This window comes from Streptomyces roseolilacinus, assembly GCF_014649335.1.
In the GTDB taxonomy this organism is placed as follows: Bacteria; Actinomycetota; Actinomycetes; order Streptomycetales; family Streptomycetaceae; genus Streptomyces; species Streptomyces roseolilacinus.
In genome coordinates, this window is sequence record NZ_BMSV01000008.1 from 247,661 (window position 1) to 271,442 (window position 23,782).

The window sequence follows — 23,782 nt, forward strand, 5'->3', positions numbered from 1 at the left end:
TCCAGAGGACCGGCGGCGTGTCCGAAATGAGATGTATTGGGTCTGCAGTGTAGAACGGGAGACGTGACGGCAATGACGGAGAATCCCCAGCCGGCCGAGGGGCCCGCCGTCCCCGCGCCGGGCCGCCGCCCGTGACGGGTGTCCGACAGGTGAGCCCCGACGCCTCCGCGCGGACGACCCTCGACAAGGCCGCGGACGAGAACTTCCCCGTGGCCCCGTTCTTCCTGCCCCGGGCCTGGCGCGCCGACCTGATGGCCGTCTACGGCTTCGCCCGCCTCGTCGACGACATCGGCGACGGCGACCTCGCCCCCGGCGGCGCCGACGCCCGCCACCTCGGCGCCCGCCCCGACGACGGCCCGGAGGCGCTCCTCGACGCCTTCGAGACCGACCTGCTGCGCGTCTTCGACGACACGCCCCCGGGCCCCTCCCACCCGCTGCTCGCCTCCCTGCGCCCCACCGTGCGCCGCCACGCGCTCGACCCCGGCCCGTTCCTCGCGCTCGTCGAGGCCAACCGCCGGGACCAGCGCGTCCGCCGCTACGCCACCTACGACGACCTCGTCGGGTACTGCGCGCTGTCCGCCGACCCCGTCGGCCGGCTCGTCCTCGCGATCAGCGGCACCGCCACCCCCGAGCGGATCCGCCGCTCCGACGCGGTCTGCACCGCCCTGCAGATCGTCGAGCACCTCCAGGACGTCGCCGAGGACCTCCGCCGCGACCGGATCTACCTGCCCGCCGAGGACATGGACCGCTTCCGCGTCACCGAGGCCGACCTGGCCGGCCCCACGGCCAACGCCTCGGTGCGGGCCCTCGTCGCGTACGAGGCCGAACGCGCCCGCGCCCTGCTGGACGAGGGCGCCCCGCTCGTCGGCAGCGTCCACGGCAGGCTCCGGCTCCTCCTCGCCGGTTTCGTCGCCGGGGGCCACGCCGCCCTCGACGCGATCAGGGCCGCCCGGTACGACGTGCTCCCCGGACCGCCCAGAGCCCCCAGGCACCGCCTGCTCCGCCGCGCGGGAGCGGTGTGGCGAGCAGCGCGCGGAGAGGGGTGACCAGGACCGTGGACACGACACAGACGCCCCCGCCCGTCCAGGCCGCGTACGGGTACTGCGAGACCGTCACCGCGCGGCAGGCCCGGAACTTCGCCTACGGCATCCGCCTCCTGCCGGCGGGGAAGCGGCAGGCCATGTCGGCGCTGTACGCCTTCTCGCGGCGCGTCGACGACATCGGCGACGGCTCCCTCGCCCCCGACGCCAAGCGGCGCCGCCTCGAAGCCACCCGCGACGTCCTCGACCGGATCCGGCGGGGCGCCGTGGACGAGGACGACACCGACCCGGTGGCCGTCGCCCTCGCCGACGCGGCCCGCCGCTTCCCCCTCCCGCTGGAGGGCCTCGACGAGCTGATCGACGGCGTCCTGATGGACGTGCGCGGCCGGACCTACGAGACGTGGGACGACCTGAAGGTCTACTGCCGCTGCGTCGCCGGCGCCATCGGACGCCTCTCGCTCGGCGTGTTCGGCACGGCGCCGGGCGCGCGCGACGCCGAGCGCGCCCCGGAGTACGCCGACACGCTCGGGCTGGCCCTCCAGCTCACCAACATCCTCCGGGACCTGCGCGAGGACGCGGCCAACGGCCGCAGCTACCTACCCGCGGAGGAACTCGCCAAGTTCGGCTGCTCCGACGGCTTCCGCGGCGCGACGCCGCCCCCCGGCGCCGACTTCGCCGGCCTCGTCCACCACGAGGTGCGCCGCGCCCGCGCCCTGTTCGCGCAGGGGTACCGGCTGCTGCCCCTGCTGGACCGGCGCAGCGGCGCCTGCGTCGCCGCCATGGCCGGGATCTACCGCCGCCTGCTCGACCGCATCGAGCGCGACCCCGGGGCCGTGCTGCGCGGCCGCGTCTCGCTGCCGGGCCGGGAGAAGGCGTACGTCGCCGTGCGCGGCCTCTCGGGCCTCGACGCCCGCACGGTCGCCCGCCGCACCGAGGGGACCCGCCCGTGAGCCTTCGGACCACGCACCGCGGCCGGGTGTCGCCCCGCGCGCGGGGGGCCCGCGCATGAGCGGCCACCACGCCGTCGTCGTGGGGGGCGGCCTCGCCGGGGTCACCGCCGCGCTGCGCCTCGCCGACGCCGGGCTGCGGGTCACCCTGCTGGAGGGCCGGCCCCGCCTCGGCGGCCTGGCGTTCTCGTTCCGCCGCGGCGACCTCACCGTCGACAACGGCCAGCACGTGTACCTGCGCTGCTGCACCGCGTACCGCTGGTTCCTCGACCGCGTCGGCGGCACGGACCTCGCGCCCGTGCAGGACCGCCTCGACGTGCCCGTCCTGGACGCCGCCGGCCCGCGCGGCGCCCGCCTGGGCCGGCTGCGCCGCACCGCCCTGCCGGTACCCCTGCACCTGGCGGCGAGCCTCGCCACGTACCCGCACCTGTCGCCCGCCGAGCGGCTGGGCGTCGGGCGCGCGGCCCTCGCCCTGAAGGCCCTCGACCCCGCCGACCCGGCGCTCGACGCGACCGACTTCGCCGGCTGGCTCGCCCGCCACGGCCAGTCGCGCCGCGCCGTGGAGGCCCTGTGGGACCTCGTCGGCGTCGCCACCCTCAACGCCACCGCCGCCCGGTCCTCCCTCGCCCTCGCCGCGACGGTGTTCAAGACGGGCCTCCTCTCCGACCCGGGCGCCGCCGACATCGGCTGGGCCCGCGCCCCCCTCGGCCACCTCCACGACACGCTCGCCCGCCGGGCCCTCGAAGCCCGCGGCGCGCGGATCGCCGTCCGCACCAAGGTCACGGCCGTCACCCCCGCCGACGGCGGCCGCTGGGTCGTCGACGTGCCCGGCGACTCCCTGGAGGCGGACACCGTCGTCCTCGCCGTACCGCAGCGCGAGGCCCACGGACTCCTCCCGCCCGGTGCCCTCGACGCCCCCGGCGACCTCCTGAGGATCGGCACCGCGCCGATCCTCAACGTCCACGTGGTGTACGACCGCCCGGTCCTGCGCCGCCCGTTCTTCGCCGCGATCGGTTCCCCCGTCCAGTGGGTCTTCGACCGGACCGGGCCCTCCGGCCTCCGCGGCGGCGGCCAGTACCTGGCCGTCTCCCAGTCGGCCGCCGGGGACGAGATCGACGCGTCCGCGGCCGACCTGCGCGCCCGCTACCTGCCGGAGCTGGAGCGGCTGCTGCCGCCCGCCCGGCACGCCCGGGTGGAGGACTTCTTCGTGACCCGGGAGCGGACGGCGACGTTCGCCCCCGCGCCCGGTGTCGGACGGTTCCGCCCCGGCACCCGAACTCGTGTGCCCGGCCTGTATCTTGCGGGCGCGTGGACCGCCACCGGCTGGCCCGCCACCATGGAAGGAGCGGTACGCAGCGGTTTCACCGCCGCGGGCGCCGCCCTCTCGGCCCTCGGCCGCCCCCACGTACATCCGCTCGAGGAGGCGGCATGAGACCGAGTACAGGAACAAGAGGAGAGACCGTGCCGACAGTGCCCCCGGCGAACCCCGCCGTCGACGCAGCGGAGGTCGCCGCGCTGCTGGACCGCGGGCGGACCCTGTCCACCCCCGTGCTGCGCGCGGCCGTGGACCGGCTCGCGAAGCCCATGGACACCGTCGCCGCCTACCACTTCGGCTGGATCGACGCCCTGGGACGGCCCGCCGACGGGGACGGCGGCAAGGCCGTCCGCCCGGCCCTCGCGCTGCTGTCCGCCGAGGTGGCCGGCGCCCCGCCGGAGACCGGCGTCCCCGGTGCCGTCGCCGTGGAGCTCGTCCACAACTTCTCGCTGCTGCACGACGACCTGATGGACGGCGACGAGCAGCGCCGCCACCGCGACACGGTGTGGAAGGTGCACGGGCCCGCCCAGGCGATCCTCGTGGGCGACGCGCTGTTCGCCCTCGCCAACGAGCTGCTGCTGGAGCTCGGCACCGTCGAGGCCGGCCGCGCCACCCGCCGGCTGACCGTCGCCACCCGCAAGCTGATCGACGGTCAGGCGCAGGACATCTCGTACGAGCACCGCGAGCGGGTCACCGTCGAGGAGTGCCTGGAGATGGAGGGCAACAAGACCGGCGCCCTGCTGGCCTGCTCCGCCTCCATCGGCGCCGTCCTCGGCGGCGCCGACGACCGCACCGCCGACGCCCTGGAGGCGTACGGGCACCACCTCGGCCTCGCCTTCCAGGCCGTCGACGACCTGCTCGGCATCTGGGGCGACCCGGAGTCGACCGGCAAGCAGACCTGGAGCGACCTGCGCCAGCGCAAGAAGTCGCTGCCCGTCGTCGCCGCGCTCGCCGCCGGCGGGCCGGCCTCCGAGCAGCTCGGCGAACTGCTCACCGCCGACGCCAAGAGCCAGGACTTCGACTCGTTCTCCGAGGAGGAGTTCGCCACCCGCGCCGCCCTCATCGAGGAGGCCGGCGGCCGCGACTGGACCGCCGAGGAGGCCCGCCGCCAGCACACCGTCGCCGTCGGTGCCCTGGACCGCGTCGACATGCCGGCCCGGGTCCGGGACCAGCTCACCGCCCTCGCCGACTTCGTCGTCGTACGGAAGCGATGACCGCGGCCGGGAACGCGCCCGGGGCCTTCCCCGCCCCCGGGCCGAGGAGTCCGATCCGGCACATATGACGTCGCGGTCGCCGGCCGGTGCGGTGCGCGTGGCGCACGGCACCGGCCGACGGCAGACCCGTAGCAGCAGCACGTCCACTGCACGAAGGGGAAGCCATGACAGCGACGACCGACGGAAGTGCCGGGGCCGCGGGCCCCGCGACGGCCACGACCGCCGAGCTCCACCGCACCACCACCACCGCCCCCGTCGAGACGGACCTCCGCACCGCGGCGGAGACCGCGATGCGGCGCTCCGTCGAGCACCTCCTCGGCCGGCAGGACGCCGAGGGGTGGTGGAAGGGCGACCTGGAGACCAACGTCACCATGGACGCCGAGGACCTGCTCCTGCGCCAGTTCCTCGGCATCCGCGACGACGCCACCACCGAGGCCACCGCCCTCTTCGTCCGCGGCGAGCAGCGCGACGACGGCACGTGGGCCACCTTCCACGGCGGGCCCGGCGACCTGTCGGCCACCGTCGAGGCGTACGTCGCCCTGCGCCTGGCCGGGGACGCGCCCGACGCCCCGCACATGGCCCGCGCCGCCGCCTGGGTCCGCGAGAACGGCGGCATCGCGGCGAGCCGGGTCTTCACCCGGATCTGGCTGGCCCTGTTCGGCTGGTGGAAGTGGGAGGACCTGCCCGAGCTCCCGCCCGAGATGATCTACCTGCCGTCCTGGTTCCCGCTGAACATCTACTCCTTCGGGCAGTGGGCCCGGCAGACGATCGTGCCGCTCACCATCGTCTCCGCCAAGCGGCCCGTCCGCCCCACGCCCTTCGCGCTGGACGAACTGCACACCGACCCCCGCCGCCCCCTCCCGCCCCGCGCCCTCGCCCCCGCGAACACCTGGGACGGGCTGTTCCAGCGGCTGGACCGGGCCCTCCACGGCTACCGCCGGGTCGCGCCGCGCGCCCTGCGCCGGGCCGCGATGAACGCCGCCGCCCGCTGGATCGTCGAGCGGCAGGAGAACGACGGCTGCTGGGGCGGCATCCAGCCCCCCGCCGTCTACTCGCTGATCGCCCTGCACCTCCTCGGCTACGACCTCGGGCACCCCGTGATGCGCGCCGGGCTCGACTCCCTGGACCGGTTCGCGGTCCGGCGCGAGGACGGCGCCCGCATGGTCGAGGCGTGCCAGTCGCCCGTCTGGGACACCTGCCTCGCCACCATCGCCCTCGCCGACGCCGGGCTCCCGCCCGACCACCCCGCCCTGGTCAGGGCCGCCGACTGGCTGCTGGCCGAGCAGGTCGTACGGCCCGGCGACTGGGCCGTGCGCCGGCCCGGCCTCCCGCCCGGGGGCTGGGCGTTCGAGTTCCACAACGACACGTACCCCGACATCGACGACACCGCCGAGGTCATCCTCGCCCTGCGCCGGGTGCGCCACCCCGACCCCGCCCGGGTCGACGCGGCGATCGCGCGCGGCGCCCGCTGGACCCTCGGCATGCAGTGCCGCGACGGCGCCTGGGGCGCGTTCGACGCCGACAACACCAGCCACCTGCCCAACCGGCTGCCGTTCTGCGACTTCGGCGAGGTGATCGACCCGCCCTCCGCCGACGTCACCGCCCACGTGGTGGAGATGCTCGCCCACGAGGGCCGCGCCCACGACCCGCGCACCCGCCGGGGCGTCGCCTGGCTGCTGGCCGAGCAGGACCCGCGCGGCTCCTGGTTCGGACGCTGGGGCGTCAACCACCTCTACGGGACCGGCTCCGTCGTGCCCGCGCTCACCGCCGCCGGGCTGCCCACCGGGCACCCGGCGATCCGGCGGGCCGTCGCCTGGCTGGAGGCCGTGCAGAACGACGACGGCGGCTGGGGCGAGGACCTGCGCTCCTACCGCGACGAGAAGTGGGTCGGCCGCGGCGCCTCCACCGCCTCCCAGACCGCCTGGGCGCTGCTGGCGCTGCTCGCGGCGGGGGAGCGGGACTCCGCCGCCGCGGCGCGCGGCGTGGCCTGGCTGGCCGGTACGCAGCGGGAGGACGGCTCCTGGGACGAGCCGTACTTCACCGGCACCGGCTTCCCCTGGGACTTCTCCATCAACTACCACCTGTACCGGCAGGTCTTCCCACTCACCGCGCTCGGCCGGTACGTCCACGGGGAACCGCCTGCGGGCAGGGGGCACTGAATGACCGCCGGGCCGGGGCCGTCCGGTCCGGCCGCCGGCCCCGCTGCGGGACCGGACGCCCCGCCGCTGCTGGTCGCCTGCGCGCTCGGCATCGAGCACCTCGCCCTGCGCAGCGGCCGGGCGGCGGGCGGCGGGGCGGACCGGGCGGTCCTGCTGCGCACCGGCATGGGCCCCGGGCACGCCCGCCGCGCGGTGGCCGGCGCCCTGCGGGAGGGGCCGCTGCGCGGCGCCGCCGTCGTCGCCTCCGGCTTCTGCGCCGGGCTCGCCCCCGGCATGCACCCGGGCGACCTGGTCGTCGCCGACGAGACGCGCGGCCCGCACGGCGCCACCCCCTGCACGGCCCCGGAGACGCTCGTCGCGGCCCTGGCGCGGGCGCTGCCGGGGCGGGCGGTCCACACGGGACCGCTGACCGGCTCCGACCACGTCGTACGGGGCCAGGAGCGGGCGGCCCTGCGCGCCACGGGGGCGCTGGCGGTGGACATGGAGTCCGCCGCCACCCTGCACGCCGCGCTGGCGGCCGGTCCCCGGCCGGTTGCCGCCGTCCGGGTGGTCGTGGACGCCCCCGAGCACGAACTGGTACGAATCGGGACTTTTCGCGGTGGAATATCAGCCTTCCGTGTTCTTCGTGCCGTCCTTCCCGCGTTCCACGAATGGCACCGTTCCCTGCCGCTCCCCAGGAGGTGAGCCAGATGGCCATGCCGCTCCGCCAGACCGTCCGGGTCGGAACCTATCTGCTCCGACAGAAGCTCCGCGGGCGCGAGAAGTTCCCGCTCATCGTCGAACTCGAACCGCTCTACGCCTGCAACCTGAAGTGCGAGGGCTGCGGGAAGATCCAGCACCCGGCCGGAGTCCTGAAGCAGCGCATGCCCGTCGCCCAGGCGGTCGGGGCGGTCCTGGAGTCCGGGGCGCCCATGGTCTCCATCGCCGGCGGCGAACCGCTGATGCACCCGCAGATCGGCGAGATCGTGCGCCAGCTCGTCGCCCGCCGCGTCTACGTGTTCCTCTGCACCAACGCGCTGCTGCTCCGCAAGAAGATGGACGACTTCGCCCCCTCGCGCTACTTCGCCTTCGCCGTCCACATCGACGGGCTGCGGGAGCGCCACGACGAGTCCGTCGCCAAGGAGGGCGTGTTCGACGAGGCCGTCGCCGCCATCAGGGAGGCGAAGCGCCGCGGGTTCCGCGTCACCACCAACTCCACGTTCTTCAACACCGACACCCCGCAGACCGTCGTGGAGGTCCTCGACTTCCTCAACGACGACCTCCGCGTCGACGAGATGATGATCTCGCCCGCGTACGCCTACGAGAAGGCGCCCGACCAGGAGCACTTCCTCGGCGTCGAGCAGACCCGCGAGCTCTTCCGGAAGGCCTTCGCCGGCGGCAACCGGAGCCGCTGGCGCCTCAACCACTCGCCGCTGTTCCTCGACTTCCTGGAGGGCAGGGTCGACTTCCCCTGCACCGCCTGGGCCATCCCCAACTACTCCCTCTTCGGCTGGCAGCGCCCCTGCTACCTGATGAGCGACGGCTACGTCCCGACGTACCGCGAACTCGTCGAGGAGACCGACTGGGAGAAGTACGGCCGCGGCAGGGACCCGCGCTGCGCCAACTGCATGGCGCACTGCGGGTACGAGCCGACCGCCGTCCTCGCCACCGTGGGCTCCCTGCGCGAGTCCCTGCGGGCCGTCCGGGAGGCCGTCCCCGGCCGGCACGCCTGAGGGGCGACGCATGAGCACCGACTTCGACCTCGGCGAGCTGCTCGCGGACCGCGCCTCCGAGCGGTACGAACTGCACGCGCGGCACCTCAACCACCAGCTGCCGCGCATGCTGCACACCATCGGCTTCGACAAGGTGTACGAGCGCGCCGAGGGCGCCCACTTCTGGGACGCCGAGGGCCACGACTACCTCGACATGCTGGCCGGCTTCGGCGTCATGGGCCTGGGCCGCCACCACCCCGTGGTGCGCCGCGCCCTGCACGACGTCCTCGACCTGTCCCTGCCCGACCTCACCCGGTTCGACTGCGCGCCGCTGCCCGGCCTCCTCGCCGAGCGGCTGCTCGCCCACTCGCCCCACCTGGACCGGGTCTACTTCGGCAACAGCGGCGCGGAGGCGGTGGAGACCGCGCTGAAGTTCGCCCGCCGCGCCACCGGCCGGCCGCGCGTCCTGTACTGCGCCCACGCCTTCCACGGGCTGACCACCGGGGCGCTCTCCGTCAACGGCGAGGACTGCTTCCGCGACGGCTTCGCCCCGCTGCTCCCCGACACCGCGATCGGGCTGGGCGACCTCGACGCCCTGGACCGGGAGCTGCGGCGCGGCGACGTGGCCGCGCTGATCGTGGAGCCGATCCAGGGCAAGGGCGTCCACGAGACCCCGCCCGGCTTCCTGCGCGCCGCCCGGGAGCTGCTGCGCAAGCGGGGCGCCCTGCTCATCGCGGACGAGGTGCAGACCGGCCTCGGCCGCACCGGCGACTTCTACGCCTACCAGCACGAGGGGGGCGTCGAACCCGACCTGGTGTGCGTCGCCAAGGCCCTGTCCGGCGGGTACGTGCCGGTCAGCGCCACCCTCGGCAAGGACTGGATCTTCAAGAAGGTCTACTCCTCGATGGACCGCGTCGTCGTCCACTCGGCGAGCTTCGGCGCCAACGCCCAGGCCATGGCCGCCGGCCTGGCCGTCCTCGCCGTCCTGGACGCCGAGGACGTCGTCGGGAACGCCCGGCGCGTCGGCGCCCTGCTGAAGTCCCGGCTCACCGAGCTCGTCGACCGGTACGAGATGCTCCACGAGGTGCGCGGGCGCGGCCTGATGATCGGCATCGAGTTCGGCCGGCCCTCGTCGCTGGCCCTGCGCGGCCGCTGGGCGATGCTCCAGACGGCCCGCAGGGGGCTCTTCGCACAGATGGTCGTCGTCCCGCTGCTCCAGCGGCACAGGATCCTCACCCAGGTCTCCGGCGACCGCCTGGAGGTCATCAAGCTGATCCCGCCGCTGATCATCGGGGAGGACGACGTCGACCGGTTCGTCACCGCGTTCACCGCGGTGATGGACGAGGCGCACAGCGGCGGCGGACTGGTCTGGGACTTCGGGCGCACCCTGGTGAAGCAGGCCGTCGCCAACCGGTGAATTTTGCCCCAGGGGCAAGAAAATTGCCCCTGGGGAAATTTCCTGGCGCAATGGGACCATGACGACCGTCGAAGGAGAGTCGGCCGGCGCCCTGCCGGACGTCGCGCCCCAGCTGCGCGCCCTGCGCCGCCGCAGGGGCCTGACCCTGGAGGCGGCCGCCCGGCGCGCCGGGCTCTCCCCGGCCCACCTGTCCCGTCTGGAGACCGGCCGCCGCCAGCCGTCGCTGCCGATGCTGCTCGGTCTCGCCCGTACCTACGGTACGACGGTCTCGGAGCTGCTCGGCGAGACGGCCCACACCACGGACCCGGTGGTCCGCGCCGGTCGCGCCGAACCGGTGGAGGCCGGCGGCTGGACGTACCACCAGGCGGGCGCGGCGAACAGGGCCATGCAGGCGCTGCGCGTCGAGCTCCCGTACACCGGGCTGCGCGACGCGGTCCGGGTCCACCCGGGCGAGGAGTGGCTGTACGTGCTCGCCGGGCGGGTGAGGCTGGCGCTCGCCGACGCCGTGCACGTCCTCGACCCGGGCGACAGCGCCCACTTCGACTCGCTCACCCCGCACCGGATCGCCGCGGCCACCCGCGGCGGGGCCGAGCTGCTGTTCGTCCACACCCTCATGCAGAGCCCCGCCGCCGACCTGTGCCTCGGCGACGGCCCCGTCCAGCGTCACTGAGACGACCGAGAGGTACACATGTCCGAGCCGGAGAACCCGAACCCCATCCCCAGCACGCAGGAGCGGTGGATCAACCGCAACCTCGTCATACGGCTCTTCGCCTACCTGGTCGCGGGCCACCTCTTCGCGGCCTTCCTCTACCTGCTCTTCATGCTCGGCGGCCAGAACCAGTAGCCGCCGGTCCGGCCGCGGACCTCGGCGCGCCCGGCGGCCTCAGCCGACGGCCGCCCGGTCCGCCCGCCGGCCTCACCCCTCCAGCAGACGCCCGCGCAGCCGGTCGCGGGTCTCGCCGCTCAGGCCGAGCCCGTCGCCGAGGTACCGCTCGGTGGAGCCCCAGGTCTCCTCGATCGCCGCGTACGCCGTGTGCAGGTACTCGGCGCGCGCGTCGAACAGGGGGGCGAGCAGCTCCATCACCTCCGGGGACATCCCGGCGGGCGACGAGTCGCTGCGGTGGACCTTGTACCGGCGGTGCGGGTCGTTCGACTTCAGGTAGTCCGCCTCGATCGCCTCGCGCTCCACGCCGACCGCCAGCAGCGCCACCACTATGGACAGCCCCGCGCGGTCCTTGCCCGCCGCGCAGTGCATCAGCGCGGGCACGCTGTCCTCGGCGAGGGCGTGCAGGACCCGGCCGTGCTCCGCGGTCCGCTCGGTGATGATGCTGTGGTACGCGTACCGCATCCGCGCCGCCGCCTTGCCGTCCCCGAGCAGGTCGCGCAGCTGGTCCAGGTCGCCGTTGCGGACCATCGTCCAGAACTCGGCGCCGTCGGCCGGGTCCGTCAGCGGGATGTTGACGTTCCGCACGCCGGGCAGCTCCACGTCCGGGCCCTCCAGTGCCTGGTCGGCGGCGTTGCGGAAGTCGAAGACGGTGTGCAGGCCGAGCGACGCCAGGAACGCGGCGTCCTCCTCGGTGGCGTGCGCGAGGTGCCCGCTGCGGAACAGTGCCCCGGGCCGCACCCGGCGCCCGTCCACGGTCGGCAGCCCACCCACGTCGCGGAAGTTGCGGACGCCGGTCAGCTCCGGCTCGGCGGTCGACGGGAAGGACGGCAGCTGCTGCGTCACGGGGGCTCCTCCGTGTCCGGTGTCGGCGACGGCCGCCGACGAGGTAGCGGTCCGACGATACGACATCGCCTCCCCGGGTACGGAGCCCCGACGCGTCGCGCGGACCGGCCGCCCGCGCCCCCGGTGGACGGCGTCCCGCGCCCGCCGGACGGCGACCGGCCGGACCGCCTCCCCCGGGGTCCCCACCTGGTCGCCGGCGGCGCGCGGGCCCCTGTCCGGCGCCCCGGCGGCCGGCCCGCCGGGCCCGCCGCCCGCCGGGCGCGGGGGAGGGGCCCGGCGGGCGGCGGAGAGGGCCCCGGCGGACGTGAGGAAAGGCTCCGCCGGGCACCAGGGAGGACCCCGCCGGGAGCGGCTCCCGCACCCGGCCCGGCGGACGGGCCGGCCCCCCGCGCCTCCCCTCCGCCGGTGCGACGCCCGGAGCGCCGCCCGGGGTGCCCGGCGCCGGTGGGGTACGTAGGTCCGGTCACCCTCGCCCCTGCACGCTTCTGTCCCTGTTGGTCATGTTTTGCCCCCTGGGTCGCGGGTGATCCCGGCGCGGCGGACGCTCGCTTGTGCCGCTTCCGGGCGACTGATCACCTAAGCGGTTTTCCGGTGCTTCTGTCCGTATTGCTGGACTACGTCATAACGCGCCCTGGAAACAAGGGAGATGGGCACCGCCGCGTGAGCAGCGTCATAAAGGTGACGGATCGTATCCGGCGGCGCCTCCCAAAATCCCCGCGCCGTAAGGGAATTCATGATCCGTAATCCACGGAGGGTGACCGGAATTCCGTGGGGAATTCTCCGCCGTGAATGCACGGGGGCAACCATCCGCTTGTTCCGGTCGTCCTCACTCGTTTACGGTCCCGTTCCAGCCGGGCGGATCGCCGAATCCTGCCGCCGCCCCGGAATTCGCACCCATCCACGTGTGGCAGGAGCGGGGGAACCAGGTAGGCCGCCGTACGGGAATTCCCGGACGGCTTGGGGTGAAGTCGCGCCACCCGCGCGGCCGGGCAGCTCCAGCCCGAACCCGACAGCTCACCTCGCAGGCGCCGGAGAGGAATTCGCCATGCCCGCCAAGGGTAAGCACCGCCGTACCAAGTCCAGCCCGCTCACCCGCGGTTTCGTCGCCGCCGGAACGGGTGGCGCCGCCATCGCCCTCCCGCTCCTCGGTGCGACCGGCGCGCACGCCGCCGCCCCCGCCGCGGCCCCGGCCGCCGCCCCCGCCCAGACGGCCGCCGTCGCGTCCGTCGCCGAGGCCGCCAAGTCCGCGCCGCGCGTCTACACCGTCGTCGCCGGCGACTACCTGGCGAAGATCGCCCACAACAAGAACGTCAAGGGCGGCTGGAAGAAGCTGTACGCCGACAACCGCGAGGTCATCGGCGACGACCCGGCGCTCATCCACCCGGGCCTGAAGCTCACCCTCGGCGCCAAGGGCACCGCGAAGGCCGACGACACCCGCGACGAGCGCGCCTCCCGGTCCGCCGCCAGGACCCAGGCCCCCGCCGAGGCGAAGCCCGCGGCCCAGGCCCAGGCCGAGTCCCCGGCTCCGGCCCAGACCGAGACCCCGGCCGAGACCCAGGCGCCCGCGCAGAGCGGCTCCGGCTTCACCGCCCCGGTCTCCGCCGGCGTCACCACCCCGTACCGCGCCTCCGGCTCCATGTGGTCCTCCGGCTACCACACCGGCGTCGACTTCTCCGCCTCCTCCGGCAGCACCGTCAAGGCCGTCGGCCCGGGCACCGTCGTCTCCGCCGGCTGGAGCGGCGCGTACGGCAACGAGGTCGTCATCAAGCACGAGGACGGCAACTACTCGCAGTACGCCCACCTGTCCTCCCTCTCCGTCTCCGCCGGCCAGAGCGTCGGCGGCGGCCAGCAGATCGGCCTGTCCGGCTCCACGGGCAACTCGACCGGCCCGCACCTGCACTTCGAGATCCGGACCAGCCCCAGCTACGGCTCGGACGTCGACCCGCTGGCCTACCTCCGCGGCCACGGCGTCAGCATCTGACGCACCCCACCGCGAACCACCGCCGCCCGGCACCCCCCGAGGGTGCCGGGCGGCGGCGCGGTGGCGGAGATCACGCCCCGTCAACCCCTCCTTACGGTCGCGTAGGTCACACCCCGACGTGGATGATGTCCTGCCGTGGCAGACGATTCGACGATGGGGGAGAAGGACGTGATCGGGTCGTACACGGCGATCGGCGACAGCTTCACCGAGGGCGTCGGGGACCCGGGCCCGGGCGGGCGGTTCGTCGGCTGGGCCGACCGCCTCGCGGTCCTGCTCGCCGACCGGCTCCCGGAGGACCAGGAGTTCCGGTACGCCAACCTCGCCGTACGCGGCAGGCTCCTGGACCAGATCGTGGCGGAGCAGGTGCCCCGGGCCAAGGAACTCGCCCCCGACCTGGTGACGTTCTGCGCCGGCGGCAACGACATCATCCGGCCCGGCAGCGACCCCGACGAGGTGGCCGAGCGCTTCGAACGCGCGGTGGCGGACCTGACCTCCGTCATCGGCACCGTCGTGGTGACCACCGGCTTCGACACGCGCGGCGTCCCGGTCCTGCGCCGCCTGCGCGGCAGGATCGCCACGTACAACGGCCACGTCCGGGCCATCGCCGACCGGTACGGCTGCCCGGTCCTGGACCTGTGGTCGCTCCGGACCGTCCAGGACCGCCGCGCCTGGGACGGGGACCGGCTCCACCTGTCGCCCGAGGGGCACACGCGGGTCGCGCTGCGCGCCGCCCAGGTCCTCGGCATCGAGGTGCCGGCCGACCCCGACCAGCCGTGGCCGCCGCTCCCGCCGCGCGGCACGCTGGAGGTGCGGCGCGACGACATCCACTGGGCCCGCGAGCACCTCGTCCCCTGGATCGGCCGCCGCCTGCGCGGCGAGAGCTCCGGCGACCGGATCTCCGCCAAGCGCCCGGACCTGCTGCCGCTGTAGCGGACCCCGGTACCGGGGGCGGGCCGCCCCGCCCCCGGGCCCCGGACGCTCAGGCCCCGCCCTCCCCGGCCCCGCCCAACTCCCGCTCCAGGGCCTCGTCTGCCCAGCGCAGCATCCTCGTACGGCTCAACGACCCCCGGTACACCGTCATCCGCACACCCAGCCCGTCGAGGAACGCCGTCAGCCGCCCGGCCGCGCCCCACGGGTCCGGGCACCGGAACTCGCCCGCCTCCGCGCCCTGCGTGAACACCTCCGCCAGCGAGGACTTCCACTGCCGGTCGAGCCGCGCCACGACCTCCCGCAGCGGGCGCTCCCGCGGAGCGGCCGCCCAGCACTCGATCCACAGCCGCCACCCCGGCGCCTGCCCGCTCGGCAGGTACCAGCGCACGGCCGCCCGCAGCCGCCGCGCCGCCGGGGCCCGCCGGCCCAGGATGCGGCGCAGCTCCGCCAGGTCCCCCTCCGCCGCGTAGGCGAACGCCGCCGCGACCAGCTTCTCCTTCGTCGAGAAGTGGTACAGGACCAGCGCCCCGCTCACCCCGAGCGCCGCCGCCACGTCCGCGACCCGCACCGCCGCCATGCCGCGCGCCTCGATCTGGGCGACGGTCGCCCGCAGCAGCTCCTCGCGCCGCTCGGCCGCGGCCCGCCGCACCCTCGTCACGTCACCCCGCCCGTCCTCCGCTCCCTGGGCGCGACAGTATCCCGGACCGCGCCCACCGCCCCCCCCACCCCCGTCGCACCGCCCACCCATAATGGAAGGACCCGAGCCCCCTGGAGGTGCCGTGACCGGCGACGACGCTCTCGGACGACTGCGCGCCCGGCTCCGCTCCCTGCGACCGGCCGCCTTCGGCGCGGACGCCGCCGGGGACCGGCTGGAGCGGATCCGCCGCTCGCCCAACTTCGCGGACGGCGCCTTCCGCAACCCGCAGGCCACCCGGCACAGGCCCTCCGGATCGGCCGTCGAGTTCGCGAGGACGTACTTCCGCAAGGAGGAGCGCGTCCGCCGCGCCCCCGCCCGCCCCGTGCCCCTCCACACGGCCGCGGCCGCCGACCTGGCCCGGCCCCCGGCCTCCGGGCTGCGCCTGACCTGGACGGGGCACTCCAGCGTGTTCGCCGAGATCGACGGGGCGCGCGTGCTGTTCGACCCGGTCTGGGGCGACCGCTGTTCGCCCTTCGCCTTCGCCGGGCCCAGGCGGCTGCACCCGGTGCCGCTGCCGCTCGCCGCGCTGGGCCCGGTCGACGTCGTCGTGATCTCCCACGACCACTACGACCACCTCGACCTCCCCACGATCCGCGCCCTGGCCGGGTCGGACACTCTGTTCGCCGTCCCGCTGGGCGTCGGCGCCCACCTGGAGCGCTGGGGCGTGTCCCCCTCCCGGCTGCGCGAGCTGGACTGGAACGAGTCGACGCAGGTCCGCGACGTACGGCTCACGGCCACCCCGGCCCGCCACTTCTGCGGCCGCGGCCTGCGCAACCGGCAGCACACGCTCTGGGCGTCCTGGGTCGCCGCCGGACCGGAGCACCGCGTCTACCACAGCGGCGACACGGGCTACTTCCCCGGCTTCCGCGACATCGGCACGGAGCACGGCCCGTTCGACGCCACCATGATCCAGACAGGCGCGTACGCGGACTTCTGGCCCGACATCCACATGACGCCGGCCGAGGGCGTGCGCGCCCACCTCGACCTCCAGGGCGGCCGGCCCTCCGGCGTGATGCTGCCCATCCACTGGGCCACGTTCAACCTCGCCCCGCACCCCTGGGAGGAGCCCGGCGAGGGCACCGTGACCGCCGCCGCCGAGACCGGCTGCCGCATCGCCCTGCCCCGCCCGGGGGAGCCCTTCGAACCCACCGCGGCCACCGTGCCCGCCACCCCGTGGTGGCGCGCGTCGGCCCACCCGGCCCCCGCCGCCCGCCCCGCCCCCGCGGCGGCCCCGGACGACACCACCGACCGCAGCGGCGCCCCAACCGCCGGCTGAGGAGGACCCGCCCGAAGGCCCCGGCACGCCAGCGCGTGCCGGGGCCTTCCGGTGCGCCGGGCGACCGGCGGGGGAGGACGCCCGGAATGTGCCCCCGGGATATCGGGCGCCCGTACGACCGCTCATACCAGAGCGGGACGCTCCACGGGCAAGTTTGACGACAGCCCACCGCGCGCGAACGGTTGACGACTACCGTGTGTGCCCGGCGATCAACGGTGGGCTCGTCGGACGAGTGGCCCGTCTCCCTCCATCCGATGTCACACATCCGTTTGGTGCCGAAACACGCCGATTCCCTGGGACCCACGTACCAAGGACACTGATGTCTCCACTTCGCGCACCCACCGCGCGGCCCGACCGCCGTGAGGGCGGCGGACGGCACGGCCGGTCAGGCGCCCCCACCCTGCCGTACCCCACGACGCCCCCTCCGAAAGCCCGCATACGCCGGCGGCTCCTGCGCGCCGCCGTGCCGCCGGCCGTCGTGGCAGCGCTCGGCGGCACCGGCGCGGTCGTGTTCACCCTGCACTCCACCGGAGCCCGACCGACCCCCGCGCTCTGGACGGTCCTGGGCATCGCCGCCGCCCTCGCCGTGGCGGCCGTGACCGCCGCCGCGCTCGGCGCCGACCGCGCCGCCCGGTCCGTACTGGACCGCTGCAACGCCCTGCGCCGCACCACCGCGCGCAACCAGAACGAACTGCGCGGCGTCGTCGAGCAGTTGCGCCGCGGCGAGCGGCCACCGGTCCGGCAGGCCCCCGCGCCCGCCCCCGGAGGCGACGACTTCGACCTGCTCGCCCACGAACTCGGCCGCGCCCACGACGCCGCCGTCGCGGCCGTCGTCCAGGCGTCCCGCCTCTCCAGCAGCGTCGGCAACGAACAGAAGGTCGAGGTCTTCGTCAACCTCGCCCGGCGCCTCCAGTCCCTCGTCCACCGCGAGATCCAGCTCCTCGACGAGCTGGAGAACGCGGTCGAGGACCCCGAGCTGCTCAAGGGCCTCTTCCACGTCGACCACCTCGCCACCCGCATCCGCCGCCACGCCGAGAACCTCGCCGTCCTCGGCGGCGCCATCTCGCGCCGCCAGTGGTCGAACCCGGTCACCATGACCGAGGTGCTGCGCTCCTCCATCGCCGAGGTCGAGCAGTACCCCCGCGTCAAGCTGGTGCCGCCCATCGACGGCACCCTGCGCGGCCACGCCGTCGCCGACGTCATCCACCTGCTCGCCGAACTCGTCGAGAACGCCACGCTGTTCTCCGCCCCGCACACCACGATCCTGCTCCGCGCCCAGTACGTCACGGCCGGGCTCGCCGTCGAGGTCGAGGACCGGGGCCTGGGCATGCCGCTCGCCGAGCAGGAGAAGATGAACGCCCTGCTCTGCGACCCCGACCAGGTCAACGTGGCGCACCTGCTCCAGGACGGCCGGATCGGCCTGTACGTCGTCTCCGCCCTGGCCCGCAGACACGGCATCGCCGTACGCCTCCAGTCCAACATCTACGGCGGCGTGCAGGCCGTCCTGGTCATCCCGCAGGAACTCCTCGGCGCCGACCCCGCCAACCCGCACCGGCCCGGCCGGCCGCAGCCCGCCGTGTCCGGCGCCGCGCAGGCCACGACCGCCGGCGCCGTGCCGGCCGGCGCCGCACCGGCGGCGATCCCCGCCCCGTACGAGACCCGCGACCCCGCACGGGCCCCCGTCGCGGCCGGCACCGGCGGCCGCCCGCCGCGCCGGCCCCGCCACGCCGCCCCCGAGCCCCCGGCCGGGCAGGGACAGGCGCCCCTCCCCCTACGCGGCGGACACCCCGACCGGCCGTACCCGCAGGACGGCCCCGACCGACGCGACCCGTCCGCCCCGGCCCGCCCCGAACCGGCCCCCGGACCGGCACGGCCCCAGCCGGCCCCCGCGGACCACGCGCCCCCCGGGCCGGCCCGCCCCGCAACCGGACACCCCGCCCCCGGACATCCCGCAACCGGACACCCCGCCCCCGCCGCGTCCCCGCCCCCGGCGCACCTCCCCGCACCACCCGGCCCCCGGCCCCCCGCCGACGAACTCGGCGACGGCCCGGACGGACGCCCCCGGCTGCCCAAGCGGCGCGCCCAGGAGCACCTCGTCCCGCAGCTGCGGGACGAGCCCGTCCGACGCCACCACGACGACCACGCCCTGCACGACCCGGGGCTGATGGCGGCGTTCCAGCGCGGTATCGGCCTCGCCGAGGCGATGCCGCCGGCTTCCCCCGTCCCGTCCGTCAGCCCCGCCGAACCGCAGCGACAAGACGAAGCCCACAAGGAGTAGATGCACCATGGTGAGCGATGTGCCGAACGGCCACGCCCCCGATCTCGACTGGCTGCTCGGCGGCCTGGTCCAGCGGGTGCCCCACACCCGCAGCGCGGTTCTGCTCTCCTCGGACGGCCTGGTGAAATCGGTGCACGGCCTCGACCCCGACAGCGCCGACCACATGGCGGCCCTGGCCTCCGGTCTCCATTCGCTCGGCCGCAGCGCCGGGGCCCGTTTCGGCGACGGCGACGAGGTCCGCCAGGTCGTCGTCGAACTCGACAACACCCTGCTGTTCGTGTCCACCGCGGGCTCCGGCACCTGCCTCGCCGTCGTCGCGGGCCGGGAGACGGACGCCGCGGTCCTCGGGTACGAGATGACGATGCTGGTCAAGAGCGTACGGCCGTACCTCGTCACACCGGCCCGGCGGACGGCCGCCGCGCCCGGCGCCCCGGGGCGCTGAGCCATGCCGTTCCGACAGGACGGGCCGTGGCTCGACGACGCGGCCGGCCGCCTCATCCGCCCGTACACGGTGAGCGGCGGCCGCACCCGGCCCACGGCCGCACTCGACCTGCTGTCGCTCGTCATGGCCACGGGGGCGGCGCCGCCGGCGCCGCTGGGCCCCGAGCACACCACGGCCCTCGGCCTGTGCGACGGGCCGACGTCGGTCGCGGAGATCGCCGCGCACCTGCGTCTGCCCGCGGTCGTCACCAAGGTGCTGCTCTCGGACCTCGTGGACTGCGGCGCGCTGACCGCGCGGCAACCCCGCCGCCACGACGACACCACCGACCGTTCCCTGCTGGAGGCAGTGCTCGATGGCCTACGACGACGGCTCTGACACCCGGGCCGCGACCGAGGACGTCTTCCCGACCGCCCTGAAGATCCTCGTCGCGGGCGGCTTCGGGGTGGGCAAGACGACCTTCGTCGGCGCGGTGAGCGAGATCGAACCGCTCAGCACGGAGGAGGTGCTCACCCAGGTGAGCGCCGCCACCGACCGCCTGGACGGCGTCGAGTCGAAGACCACCACGACCGTCGCGATGGACTTCGGCCGCATCAGCCTCGACCCGCGGCACGTGCTGTACCTGTTCGGCACCCCCGGCCAGGAGCGCTTCTGGTTCATGTGGGACGAGCTGTCCGAGGGGGCCCTCGGCGCGGTGGTCCTCGCCGACACGCGCCGCCTGCAGGACTCGTTCTCGGCCGTGGACTTCTTCGAGCGGCGCGGCATCCGCTTCGTCGTCGCCGTCAACGAGTTCGACGGCGCCTACCACTACGACCCCGAAGAGGTGCGTGCCGCCATCGACCTCCGGCCGGAGGTGCCGGTCGTGCTGTGCGACGCCCGGATCGCCGGCTCCGGGATCCAGACCCTCGTCACCCTGGTCCAGCACCTGCTGGCCACCGACCCGGCACCGGCACCGGCGCCGAGCTACGGAGCACCCGCATGACCTACGACCCGACCGGGTACCTCCTCCTCACCCCCGTCGACCAGGAGGCGCCCGCCCGCGTGCGGCGCCTCCGGCAACTGGGCCTGGGGGACCGCCCGGACCCCGCGTTCGACGCGTTCGCGGACCGGCTCGCCGAGGTCACCGGCGCGCCGTACTCGATGGTCAACTTCATCGACGAGAACCGGCAGTTCTTCGCCGGCCTGCACACCCCGACGGGCTCCCACTCCGGGACCCACTCCGGCGCCGACCTCGCCGCCTCCGGCGCGGTCAGCCGCTACATGGCCCGCGACCACGGCTACTGCCCGCACGTCGTGGTCCGCCGCAAGGCGCTGGTCCTGGAGGACGTCTGCGACTACCCGCGGTTCGCCGGGAACCCGGTCGTCGACGAGATCGGGATCCGCTCGTACCTGGGCGCGCCGCTCATCGACCGCACGGGCACGACCCTGGGCACGATCTGCGTCGTGGACACCGAACCCCGGCCGTGGGGGCGGGCCGGCCTGGAGACCATCAAGTCGCTCGCGGCGGAGCTGGTGGAACAGATCCACCGCCGCGAGGACGGCCGCCCCTGACACGTGCCGCGTGGTGTCCCCGAGGGTGCTCACGGGCCCCTCGGGGACATTGCGTCCACGGGTCCGGACCGCGCCGGACCGGACCGGCCGGCTAAGGGACCGGCTCCATCCGCACGACGTCCGCGAGCCGCTCCGACCACTGGCCCTTCGCCGTGCCGAGCGCCACCTCCGCGAGCCGCAGCAACTGGACGTCCGAGGTCCCGGCCGGGGCGAAGATGTGGTGGGCGTCCCGCAGGTACCGTTCGATCGGCCGGTCGGTGAACAGCCCGGCCGCGGCGTGGATCTCCATCGCGTTGCGCGCCGAGTCCAGGGCCCACTCGACGTTGACCAGCTTCGCGTTCATCAACTCCGCGTCGCAGGGCAGCCCTTGGTCCAGCAGGTGCACGGCGTGGTACGCGGTGAGCCGGGCCGTCATCAGCCGCGACTGCAACTGGCCCAGCTTCAGCCGCACCGACGGCAGGGCGTGCAGCGGCTCGCCGTACCGGCGCCGTTCCTCGCAGAACCGGGTCGTCTCCTCGAGGATCGCCTGGTGCAGGCCGAGGGAGACCGCGGTCAGGTTCGCCCGCCCGTACAGCACGCTGGAGGAGTACGCGACCGCCAGTCCGTCGCCCTCCTCGCCGAGCCGGTTGGCGGCGGGGACGCGGCAGCCGTCGAAGAACAGCTCGCCGAAGCCGAAGCCGTGCAGGCCCATCGTCGACTTCTCGTCGCCGACCCGGAAACCGGGCCGGTCGGCCTCCACCAGGAACGCCGTCAGCCCCTTGGAACCGGGGCCGGTGCGGACGACGACGCCGTGCAGGTCGCCGACGTGGCTGTTGCCGACGAACACCTTCCGGCCGTTCAGGACGTACTCGTCGCCGTCGCGCACGGCGGTGGCCGCCATGCCCAGCACGTGGCCGCCGGACTCCGGCTCGGTCACCGCGATCGTGGGGAGGCACTCGCCGGCGGCTATCAGCGGCAGCCAGGTCTTCTTCTGCTCGTCGTTCCCGAAGTGCAGGATCTTCGCGACACCCAGCTGGGAGGCCTGCACCATGGCGCCCATCGCCGCGCTGACGCGGGACAGCTCCTCGATGATGATGGTCTTGCCGAGGTGGCCGACCCCCATCCCTCCCAGGTCCGCGCCGATCGTCGCGCCCAGCCAGCCCTGCCGGGCGATGAGCCGGGACAGCTCGTGGTGCACGGAGCGGGCCGCCTCCATGGCGGGAATCCGTGGCCTTACCTCGGCCTCCGCGAAGTCTCTCACCTGCTGCCTGAGTTGATGGTGCGGCCGACCGGCGAAATAGCCGTCCATGCGAGCCCTTCCTCTGCGAAACGCCTGCTCGCGTGGTTGTTCGAGCAGGTGGTGCGTCGGCAGTGGTCCCGTCCCGAGCAGGCAGACACCTCATGGTGTTGATCTCTCGGGAGCGGTTCAACACGGTCGTGAACATTGTCCGAAACAGGGTCCATTGGGCCCCCTGGGGACTGTGCAGGGCGGTGCGCCGTGTGACCAGCCCTCCGGAGGGCATTCCCCCCGCGCATCTCCCTGCCACATGCCAAGGGCAAAGGTTCGGCGGCGGGGCCCGACCGGGGTCTCCGCGCGGCCGGGCGGCCGCCCGACCAGTGACCGGAGCCGACCGCGGGCCGGCACGCGCCGTCCGGCCCCGACGCCGACCGCCCCGGAAGTGATGGCCGAATACGAGGGCGGCGTGCGGGCGCCCCAAGGGGAGCGGAGGCGCGCGCTGTATACGAGGGCGTACGCCCTCCGGGTCCTGACACGCCCCCCGCCGAAGCGGTTAGTGATCACCACCTGGAGTGCGGTATTGTTCTCGTGCACGCCGGGCCGGGGGAAACCCCAGGTCAGACGGGCATCGGGACGTGGCGCAGCTTGGTAGCGCACTTGACTGGGGGTCAAGGGGTCGCAGGTTCAAATCCTGTCGTCCCGACTTTGCGAAGTCGCAGGTCAAAGGCCGTTTCGGAGTGATCCGGAACGGCCTTTCGCCATGTCCCGCAGTCGCCCCGGCGCCAGCGTGCCGTATCGGGCTGGCGGGCGGGCGCGCGGGGGCCGGTGCCCCCGGTCCCGGCGAACCGGGCCGGTCCCGCACACGGGGACCACGACGGTGCGAGCCGCGTTCCCGGGGGATGTGACAACGTTGTCTCGGTGGGTGGGCCGTGGAGAGGCCGAAGGCGGCGCCGGGCAGGGCGAAGCCGTGGGCGGGCCCGGGCGGATCGCGCAGCCGGCACCCGCGGCGTCCGGGACCGGGGCGAACTCGCCGGGGCGGCGCGTGCCGTACGGCCCCGGTCACGCCTCGTCGTGGTGGGTGAGGTGGCCGTCGGCGAGCCGCCAGTGGCGCTGGTGGGAGGCGAGGCGCCAGGTCTCGTCGGCGGCGATCGCCCGCGTGATCCATGCGTGGAGTCGCGGAAGGGCACGCGCGCGCAGGACGGCGCGGACGGCGGCGCGCTCGGTGGCGTCGACCGGGTGGACGTCGAGGCGGAAGCCGACCGTGTCCGGGTGGACGCCGCGGCCGTAATTGCGGGGGTGCGGAGCGACCCACGCCGCGCCCAGGACGATGGTCCCGCTGTCGTTCCCGGTGAGGAACCGGAGGTCCGTGACGTGGCTCAGGAGGGGGCCGAGGCCTTCGTCGATGTCGGTGGTGGTCAGTGGCCAGGCACGGTGCCGGGGGAGTCTTCGATTGCGCGCGGGCATGGCGAGCATGATGGCAGGAGGCAGCCGCGGCCCGTACGGCCGCCGCCCCGACCGGCCGTCGTGGCGCTCGGCCACCGCCCCGACCGGTCGCTGCCCCGACCGGCCCCGCTGCCCCGGCCGCGCCCCGACCGGCTGCCGCCCGACCGGCCGCCGCCCGGGCGGGGAGGCCGGCCTCGCCCGGCTCCGGCGCACCGGCGGGCCGCCGGTCCGCAGCCGGGGACGGCGCGGGCCCCGGCCCGGGTACCCCGGCGCGAGCGGGACCGGACGCCGCCCGGACCACGGCCCGGGCGCCTCCCCGACCCGAAGCACCGACCCGAAGCACCGACCCGAATCCCCGACCGGAGTCACCTACCGGAATCACCGGGCCGTGCTCCGCGGGACCCGGTGGGGAGCCGCGGCCCCGGCCGGGGCCGGGGAGCGGACGGCCGGTACGGCGCG

At 75.0% G+C, this 23,782-nt stretch carries 22 protein-coding genes, 1 tRNA gene and 1 riboswitch; of the genes, 19 read left to right on the forward strand and 4 right to left on the reverse strand.

The window, feature by feature from the left end:
- Positions 1-131: 131 nt before the first annotated feature.
- The 10 genes from hpnC to IE106_RS20945 all read left to right on the forward strand — a co-directional run bounded on the left by hpnC (position 132) and on the right by IE106_RS20945 (position 10,627).
- Positions 132-1,046, forward strand: a complete 915-nt coding sequence (gene hpnC / locus IE106_RS20900) for a squalene synthase HpnC (protein WP_189536306.1) — start codon at positions 132-134, stop codon at positions 1,044-1,046.
- Positions 1,043-1,990 carry a presqualene diphosphate synthase HpnD gene (hpnD, locus tag IE106_RS20905; protein WP_189536308.1) on the forward strand — a complete coding sequence of 316 codons (948 nt, stop codon included), beginning with the start codon at positions 1,043-1,045 and terminating at the stop codon, positions 1,988-1,990. Before hpnC ends, hpnD begins: the two co-directional genes overlap by 4 nt.
- Before the next feature lie 55 nt (positions 1,991-2,045).
- A complete protein-coding gene (gene hpnE / locus IE106_RS20910) occupies positions 2,046-3,419 on the forward strand; it encodes a hydroxysqualene dehydroxylase HpnE (protein ID WP_189536310.1) in 1,374 nt (457 codons plus the stop codon).
- Positions 3,416-4,516, forward strand: coding sequence for a polyprenyl synthetase family protein (locus tag IE106_RS20915; protein ID WP_189536312.1), 1,101 nt, complete (start codon positions 3,416-3,418; stop codon positions 4,514-4,516). The genes hpnE and IE106_RS20915 overlap by 4 nt, the downstream gene beginning before the upstream one ends.
- Positions 4,517-4,680: 164 nt before the next feature.
- Entirely contained in the window at positions 4,681-6,675 is a 1,995-nt protein-coding gene (gene shc / locus IE106_RS20920) for a squalene--hopene cyclase (RefSeq protein WP_189536314.1), read from the forward strand.
- Positions 6,676-7,359 carry a phosphorylase family protein gene (locus tag IE106_RS20925; protein WP_189536316.1) on the forward strand — a complete coding sequence of 228 codons (684 nt, stop codon included), beginning with the start codon at positions 6,676-6,678 and terminating at the stop codon, positions 7,357-7,359.
- Positions 7,360-7,364: 5 nt separating this feature from the next.
- Positions 7,365-8,387 carry an adenosyl-hopene transferase HpnH gene (hpnH, locus tag IE106_RS20930; RefSeq protein ID WP_189536318.1) on the forward strand — a complete coding sequence of 341 codons (1,023 nt, stop codon included), beginning with the start codon at positions 7,365-7,367 and terminating at the stop codon, positions 8,385-8,387.
- 10 nt (positions 8,388-8,397) lie between these two features.
- Complete coding sequence (locus IE106_RS20935; RefSeq protein ID WP_189536320.1) at positions 8,398-9,783, forward strand: aspartate aminotransferase family protein; 1,386 nt, start codon at positions 8,398-8,400, stop codon at positions 9,781-9,783.
- A 58-nt stretch (positions 9,784-9,841) separates the two neighbouring features.
- Entirely contained in the window at positions 9,842-10,453 is a 612-nt protein-coding gene (locus IE106_RS20940) for an XRE family transcriptional regulator (RefSeq protein ID WP_189536322.1), read from the forward strand.
- 18 nt (positions 10,454-10,471) lie between these two features.
- Positions 10,472-10,627, forward strand: a complete 156-nt coding sequence (locus IE106_RS20945; RefSeq protein ID WP_023590928.1) for a DUF6126 family protein — start codon at positions 10,472-10,474, stop codon at positions 10,625-10,627.
- Between the two features lie 72 nt (positions 10,628-10,699).
- Here IE106_RS20945 and IE106_RS20950 read toward each other — a convergent pair whose 3' ends face one another.
- The gene (locus tag IE106_RS20950; RefSeq protein ID WP_189536325.1) at positions 10,700-11,512 is read right to left on the reverse strand and encodes a tyrosine-protein phosphatase; all 813 of its coding nucleotides are present in this window, start codon (positions 11,510-11,512) and stop codon (positions 10,700-10,702) included.
- Between the two features lie 881 nt (positions 11,513-12,393).
- Positions 12,394-12,553, forward strand: a riboswitch (cyclic di-AMP (ydaO/yuaA leader).
- A 4-nt stretch (positions 12,554-12,557) separates the two neighbouring features.
- On the opposite strand from IE106_RS20950, the gene IE106_RS20955 reads away from it, so the two are divergent.
- Both IE106_RS20955 and IE106_RS20960 read left to right on the forward strand, forming a co-directional pair.
- Entirely contained in the window at positions 12,558-13,493 is a 936-nt protein-coding gene (locus tag IE106_RS20955; protein WP_189536327.1) for a M23 family metallopeptidase, read from the forward strand.
- A gap of 153 nt (positions 13,494-13,646) precedes the next feature.
- Entirely contained in the window at positions 13,647-14,423 is a 777-nt protein-coding gene (locus IE106_RS20960) for an SGNH/GDSL hydrolase family protein (protein ID WP_189536563.1), read from the forward strand.
- A 49-nt stretch (positions 14,424-14,472) separates the two neighbouring features.
- On the opposite strand, the gene IE106_RS20965 is transcribed toward IE106_RS20960, so the two are convergent.
- Positions 14,473-15,081 (reverse strand): TetR family transcriptional regulator C-terminal domain-containing protein, encoded by a 609-nt coding sequence (locus IE106_RS20965; protein ID WP_189536329.1) that lies wholly within the window; start codon positions 15,079-15,081, stop codon positions 14,473-14,475.
- A 121-nt stretch (positions 15,082-15,202) separates the two neighbouring features.
- On the opposite strand from IE106_RS20965, the gene IE106_RS20970 reads away from it, so the two are divergent.
- From IE106_RS20970 to IE106_RS20995, 6 genes are all read left to right on the forward strand, one after another.
- Positions 15,203-16,396: an MBL fold metallo-hydrolase gene (locus tag IE106_RS20970; RefSeq protein WP_229840643.1), complete on the forward strand. Its 1,194-nt coding sequence runs from the start codon at positions 15,203-15,205 to the stop codon at positions 16,394-16,396.
- Between the two features lie 319 nt (positions 16,397-16,715).
- Entirely contained in the window at positions 16,716-18,674 is a 1,959-nt protein-coding gene (locus IE106_RS20975; RefSeq protein WP_189536333.1) for an ATP-binding protein, read from the forward strand.
- A gap of 7 nt (positions 18,675-18,681) precedes the next feature.
- Positions 18,682-19,116 (forward strand): roadblock/LC7 domain-containing protein, encoded by a 435-nt coding sequence (locus IE106_RS20980; RefSeq protein WP_189536334.1) that lies wholly within the window; start codon positions 18,682-18,684, stop codon positions 19,114-19,116.
- 3 nt (positions 19,117-19,119) lie between these two features.
- Complete coding sequence (locus tag IE106_RS20985) at positions 19,120-19,491, forward strand: DUF742 domain-containing protein (RefSeq protein ID WP_189536336.1); 372 nt, start codon at positions 19,120-19,122, stop codon at positions 19,489-19,491.
- Positions 19,469-20,095 carry a GTP-binding protein gene (locus tag IE106_RS20990; protein ID WP_189536338.1) on the forward strand — a complete coding sequence of 209 codons (627 nt, stop codon included), beginning with the start codon at positions 19,469-19,471 and terminating at the stop codon, positions 20,093-20,095. Before IE106_RS20985 ends, IE106_RS20990 begins: the two co-directional genes overlap by 23 nt.
- Positions 20,092-20,664, forward strand: coding sequence for a GAF domain-containing protein (locus IE106_RS20995; protein WP_189536340.1), 573 nt, complete (start codon positions 20,092-20,094; stop codon positions 20,662-20,664). The genes IE106_RS20990 and IE106_RS20995 overlap by 4 nt, the downstream gene beginning before the upstream one ends.
- Before the next feature lie 91 nt (positions 20,665-20,755).
- On the opposite strand, the gene IE106_RS21000 is transcribed toward IE106_RS20995, so the two are convergent.
- Entirely contained in the window at positions 20,756-21,952 is a 1,197-nt protein-coding gene (locus IE106_RS21000; protein ID WP_189536342.1) for an acyl-CoA dehydrogenase family protein, read from the reverse strand.
- Positions 21,953-22,509: 557 nt separating this feature from the next.
- Between IE106_RS21000 and IE106_RS21005 the strand changes: the two genes are divergently transcribed.
- Positions 22,510-22,583 (forward strand) — tRNA-Pro (locus IE106_RS21005).
- Positions 22,584-22,939: 356 nt separating this feature from the next.
- Here the strand turns inward: IE106_RS21005 and IE106_RS21010 are convergent.
- The gene (locus tag IE106_RS21010; RefSeq protein WP_189536344.1) at positions 22,940-23,344 is read right to left on the reverse strand and encodes a hypothetical protein; all 405 of its coding nucleotides are present in this window, start codon (positions 23,342-23,344) and stop codon (positions 22,940-22,942) included.
- Positions 23,345-23,782: the final 438 nt, after the last annotated feature.

What these genes read in the sequence shown, in the direction of transcription:
- IE106_RS20955 (WP_189536327.1), top strand. Translation starts at nt 12,558, where the DNA reads ATGCCCGCCAAGGGTAAGCACCGCCGTACCAAGTCCAGCCCGCTCACC.
- IE106_RS20980 (WP_189536334.1), top strand. Translation starts at nt 18,682, where the DNA reads ATGGTGAGCGATGTGCCGAACGGCCACGCCCCCGATCTCGACTGGCTG.
- IE106_RS20925 (WP_189536316.1), top strand. Translation starts at nt 6,676, where the DNA reads ATGACCGCCGGGCCGGGGCCGTCCGGTCCGGCCGCCGGCCCCGCTGCG.
- IE106_RS20975 (WP_189536333.1), top strand. Translation starts at nt 16,716, where the DNA reads ATGTCTCCACTTCGCGCACCCACCGCGCGGCCCGACCGCCGTGAGGGC.
- IE106_RS20960 (WP_189536563.1), top strand. Translation starts at nt 13,647, where the DNA reads ATGGGGGAGAAGGACGTGATCGGGTCGTACACGGCGATCGGCGACAGC.
- IE106_RS20985 (WP_189536336.1), top strand. Translation starts at nt 19,120, where the DNA reads ATGCCGTTCCGACAGGACGGGCCGTGGCTCGACGACGCGGCCGGCCGC.
- IE106_RS20935 (WP_189536320.1), top strand. Translation starts at nt 8,398, where the DNA reads ATGAGCACCGACTTCGACCTCGGCGAGCTGCTCGCGGACCGCGCCTCC.
- IE106_RS20915 (WP_189536312.1), top strand. Translation starts at nt 3,416, where the DNA reads ATGAGACCGAGTACAGGAACAAGAGGAGAGACCGTGCCGACAGTGCCC.
- IE106_RS20990 (WP_189536338.1), top strand. Translation starts at nt 19,469, where the DNA reads ATGGCCTACGACGACGGCTCTGACACCCGGGCCGCGACCGAGGACGTC.
- IE106_RS20940 (WP_189536322.1), top strand. Translation starts at nt 9,842, where the DNA reads ATGACGACCGTCGAAGGAGAGTCGGCCGGCGCCCTGCCGGACGTCGCG.
- IE106_RS20945 (WP_023590928.1), top strand. Translation starts at nt 10,472, where the DNA reads ATGTCCGAGCCGGAGAACCCGAACCCCATCCCCAGCACGCAGGAGCGG.
- hpnE (WP_189536310.1), top strand. Translation starts at nt 2,046, where the DNA reads ATGAGCGGCCACCACGCCGTCGTCGTGGGGGGCGGCCTCGCCGGGGTC.
- hpnH (WP_189536318.1), top strand. Translation starts at nt 7,365, where the DNA reads ATGGCCATGCCGCTCCGCCAGACCGTCCGGGTCGGAACCTATCTGCTC.
- IE106_RS20995 (WP_189536340.1), top strand. Translation starts at nt 20,092, where the DNA reads ATGACCTACGACCCGACCGGGTACCTCCTCCTCACCCCCGTCGACCAG.
- shc (WP_189536314.1), top strand. Translation starts at nt 4,681, where the DNA reads ATGACAGCGACGACCGACGGAAGTGCCGGGGCCGCGGGCCCCGCGACG.
- IE106_RS21010 (WP_189536344.1), bottom strand. Translation starts at nt 23,344, where the DNA reads ATGCCCGCGCGCAATCGAAGACTCCCCCGGCACCGTGCCTGGCCACTG.
- IE106_RS21000 (WP_189536342.1), bottom strand. Translation starts at nt 21,952, where the DNA reads ATGGACGGCTATTTCGCCGGTCGGCCGCACCATCAACTCAGGCAGCAG.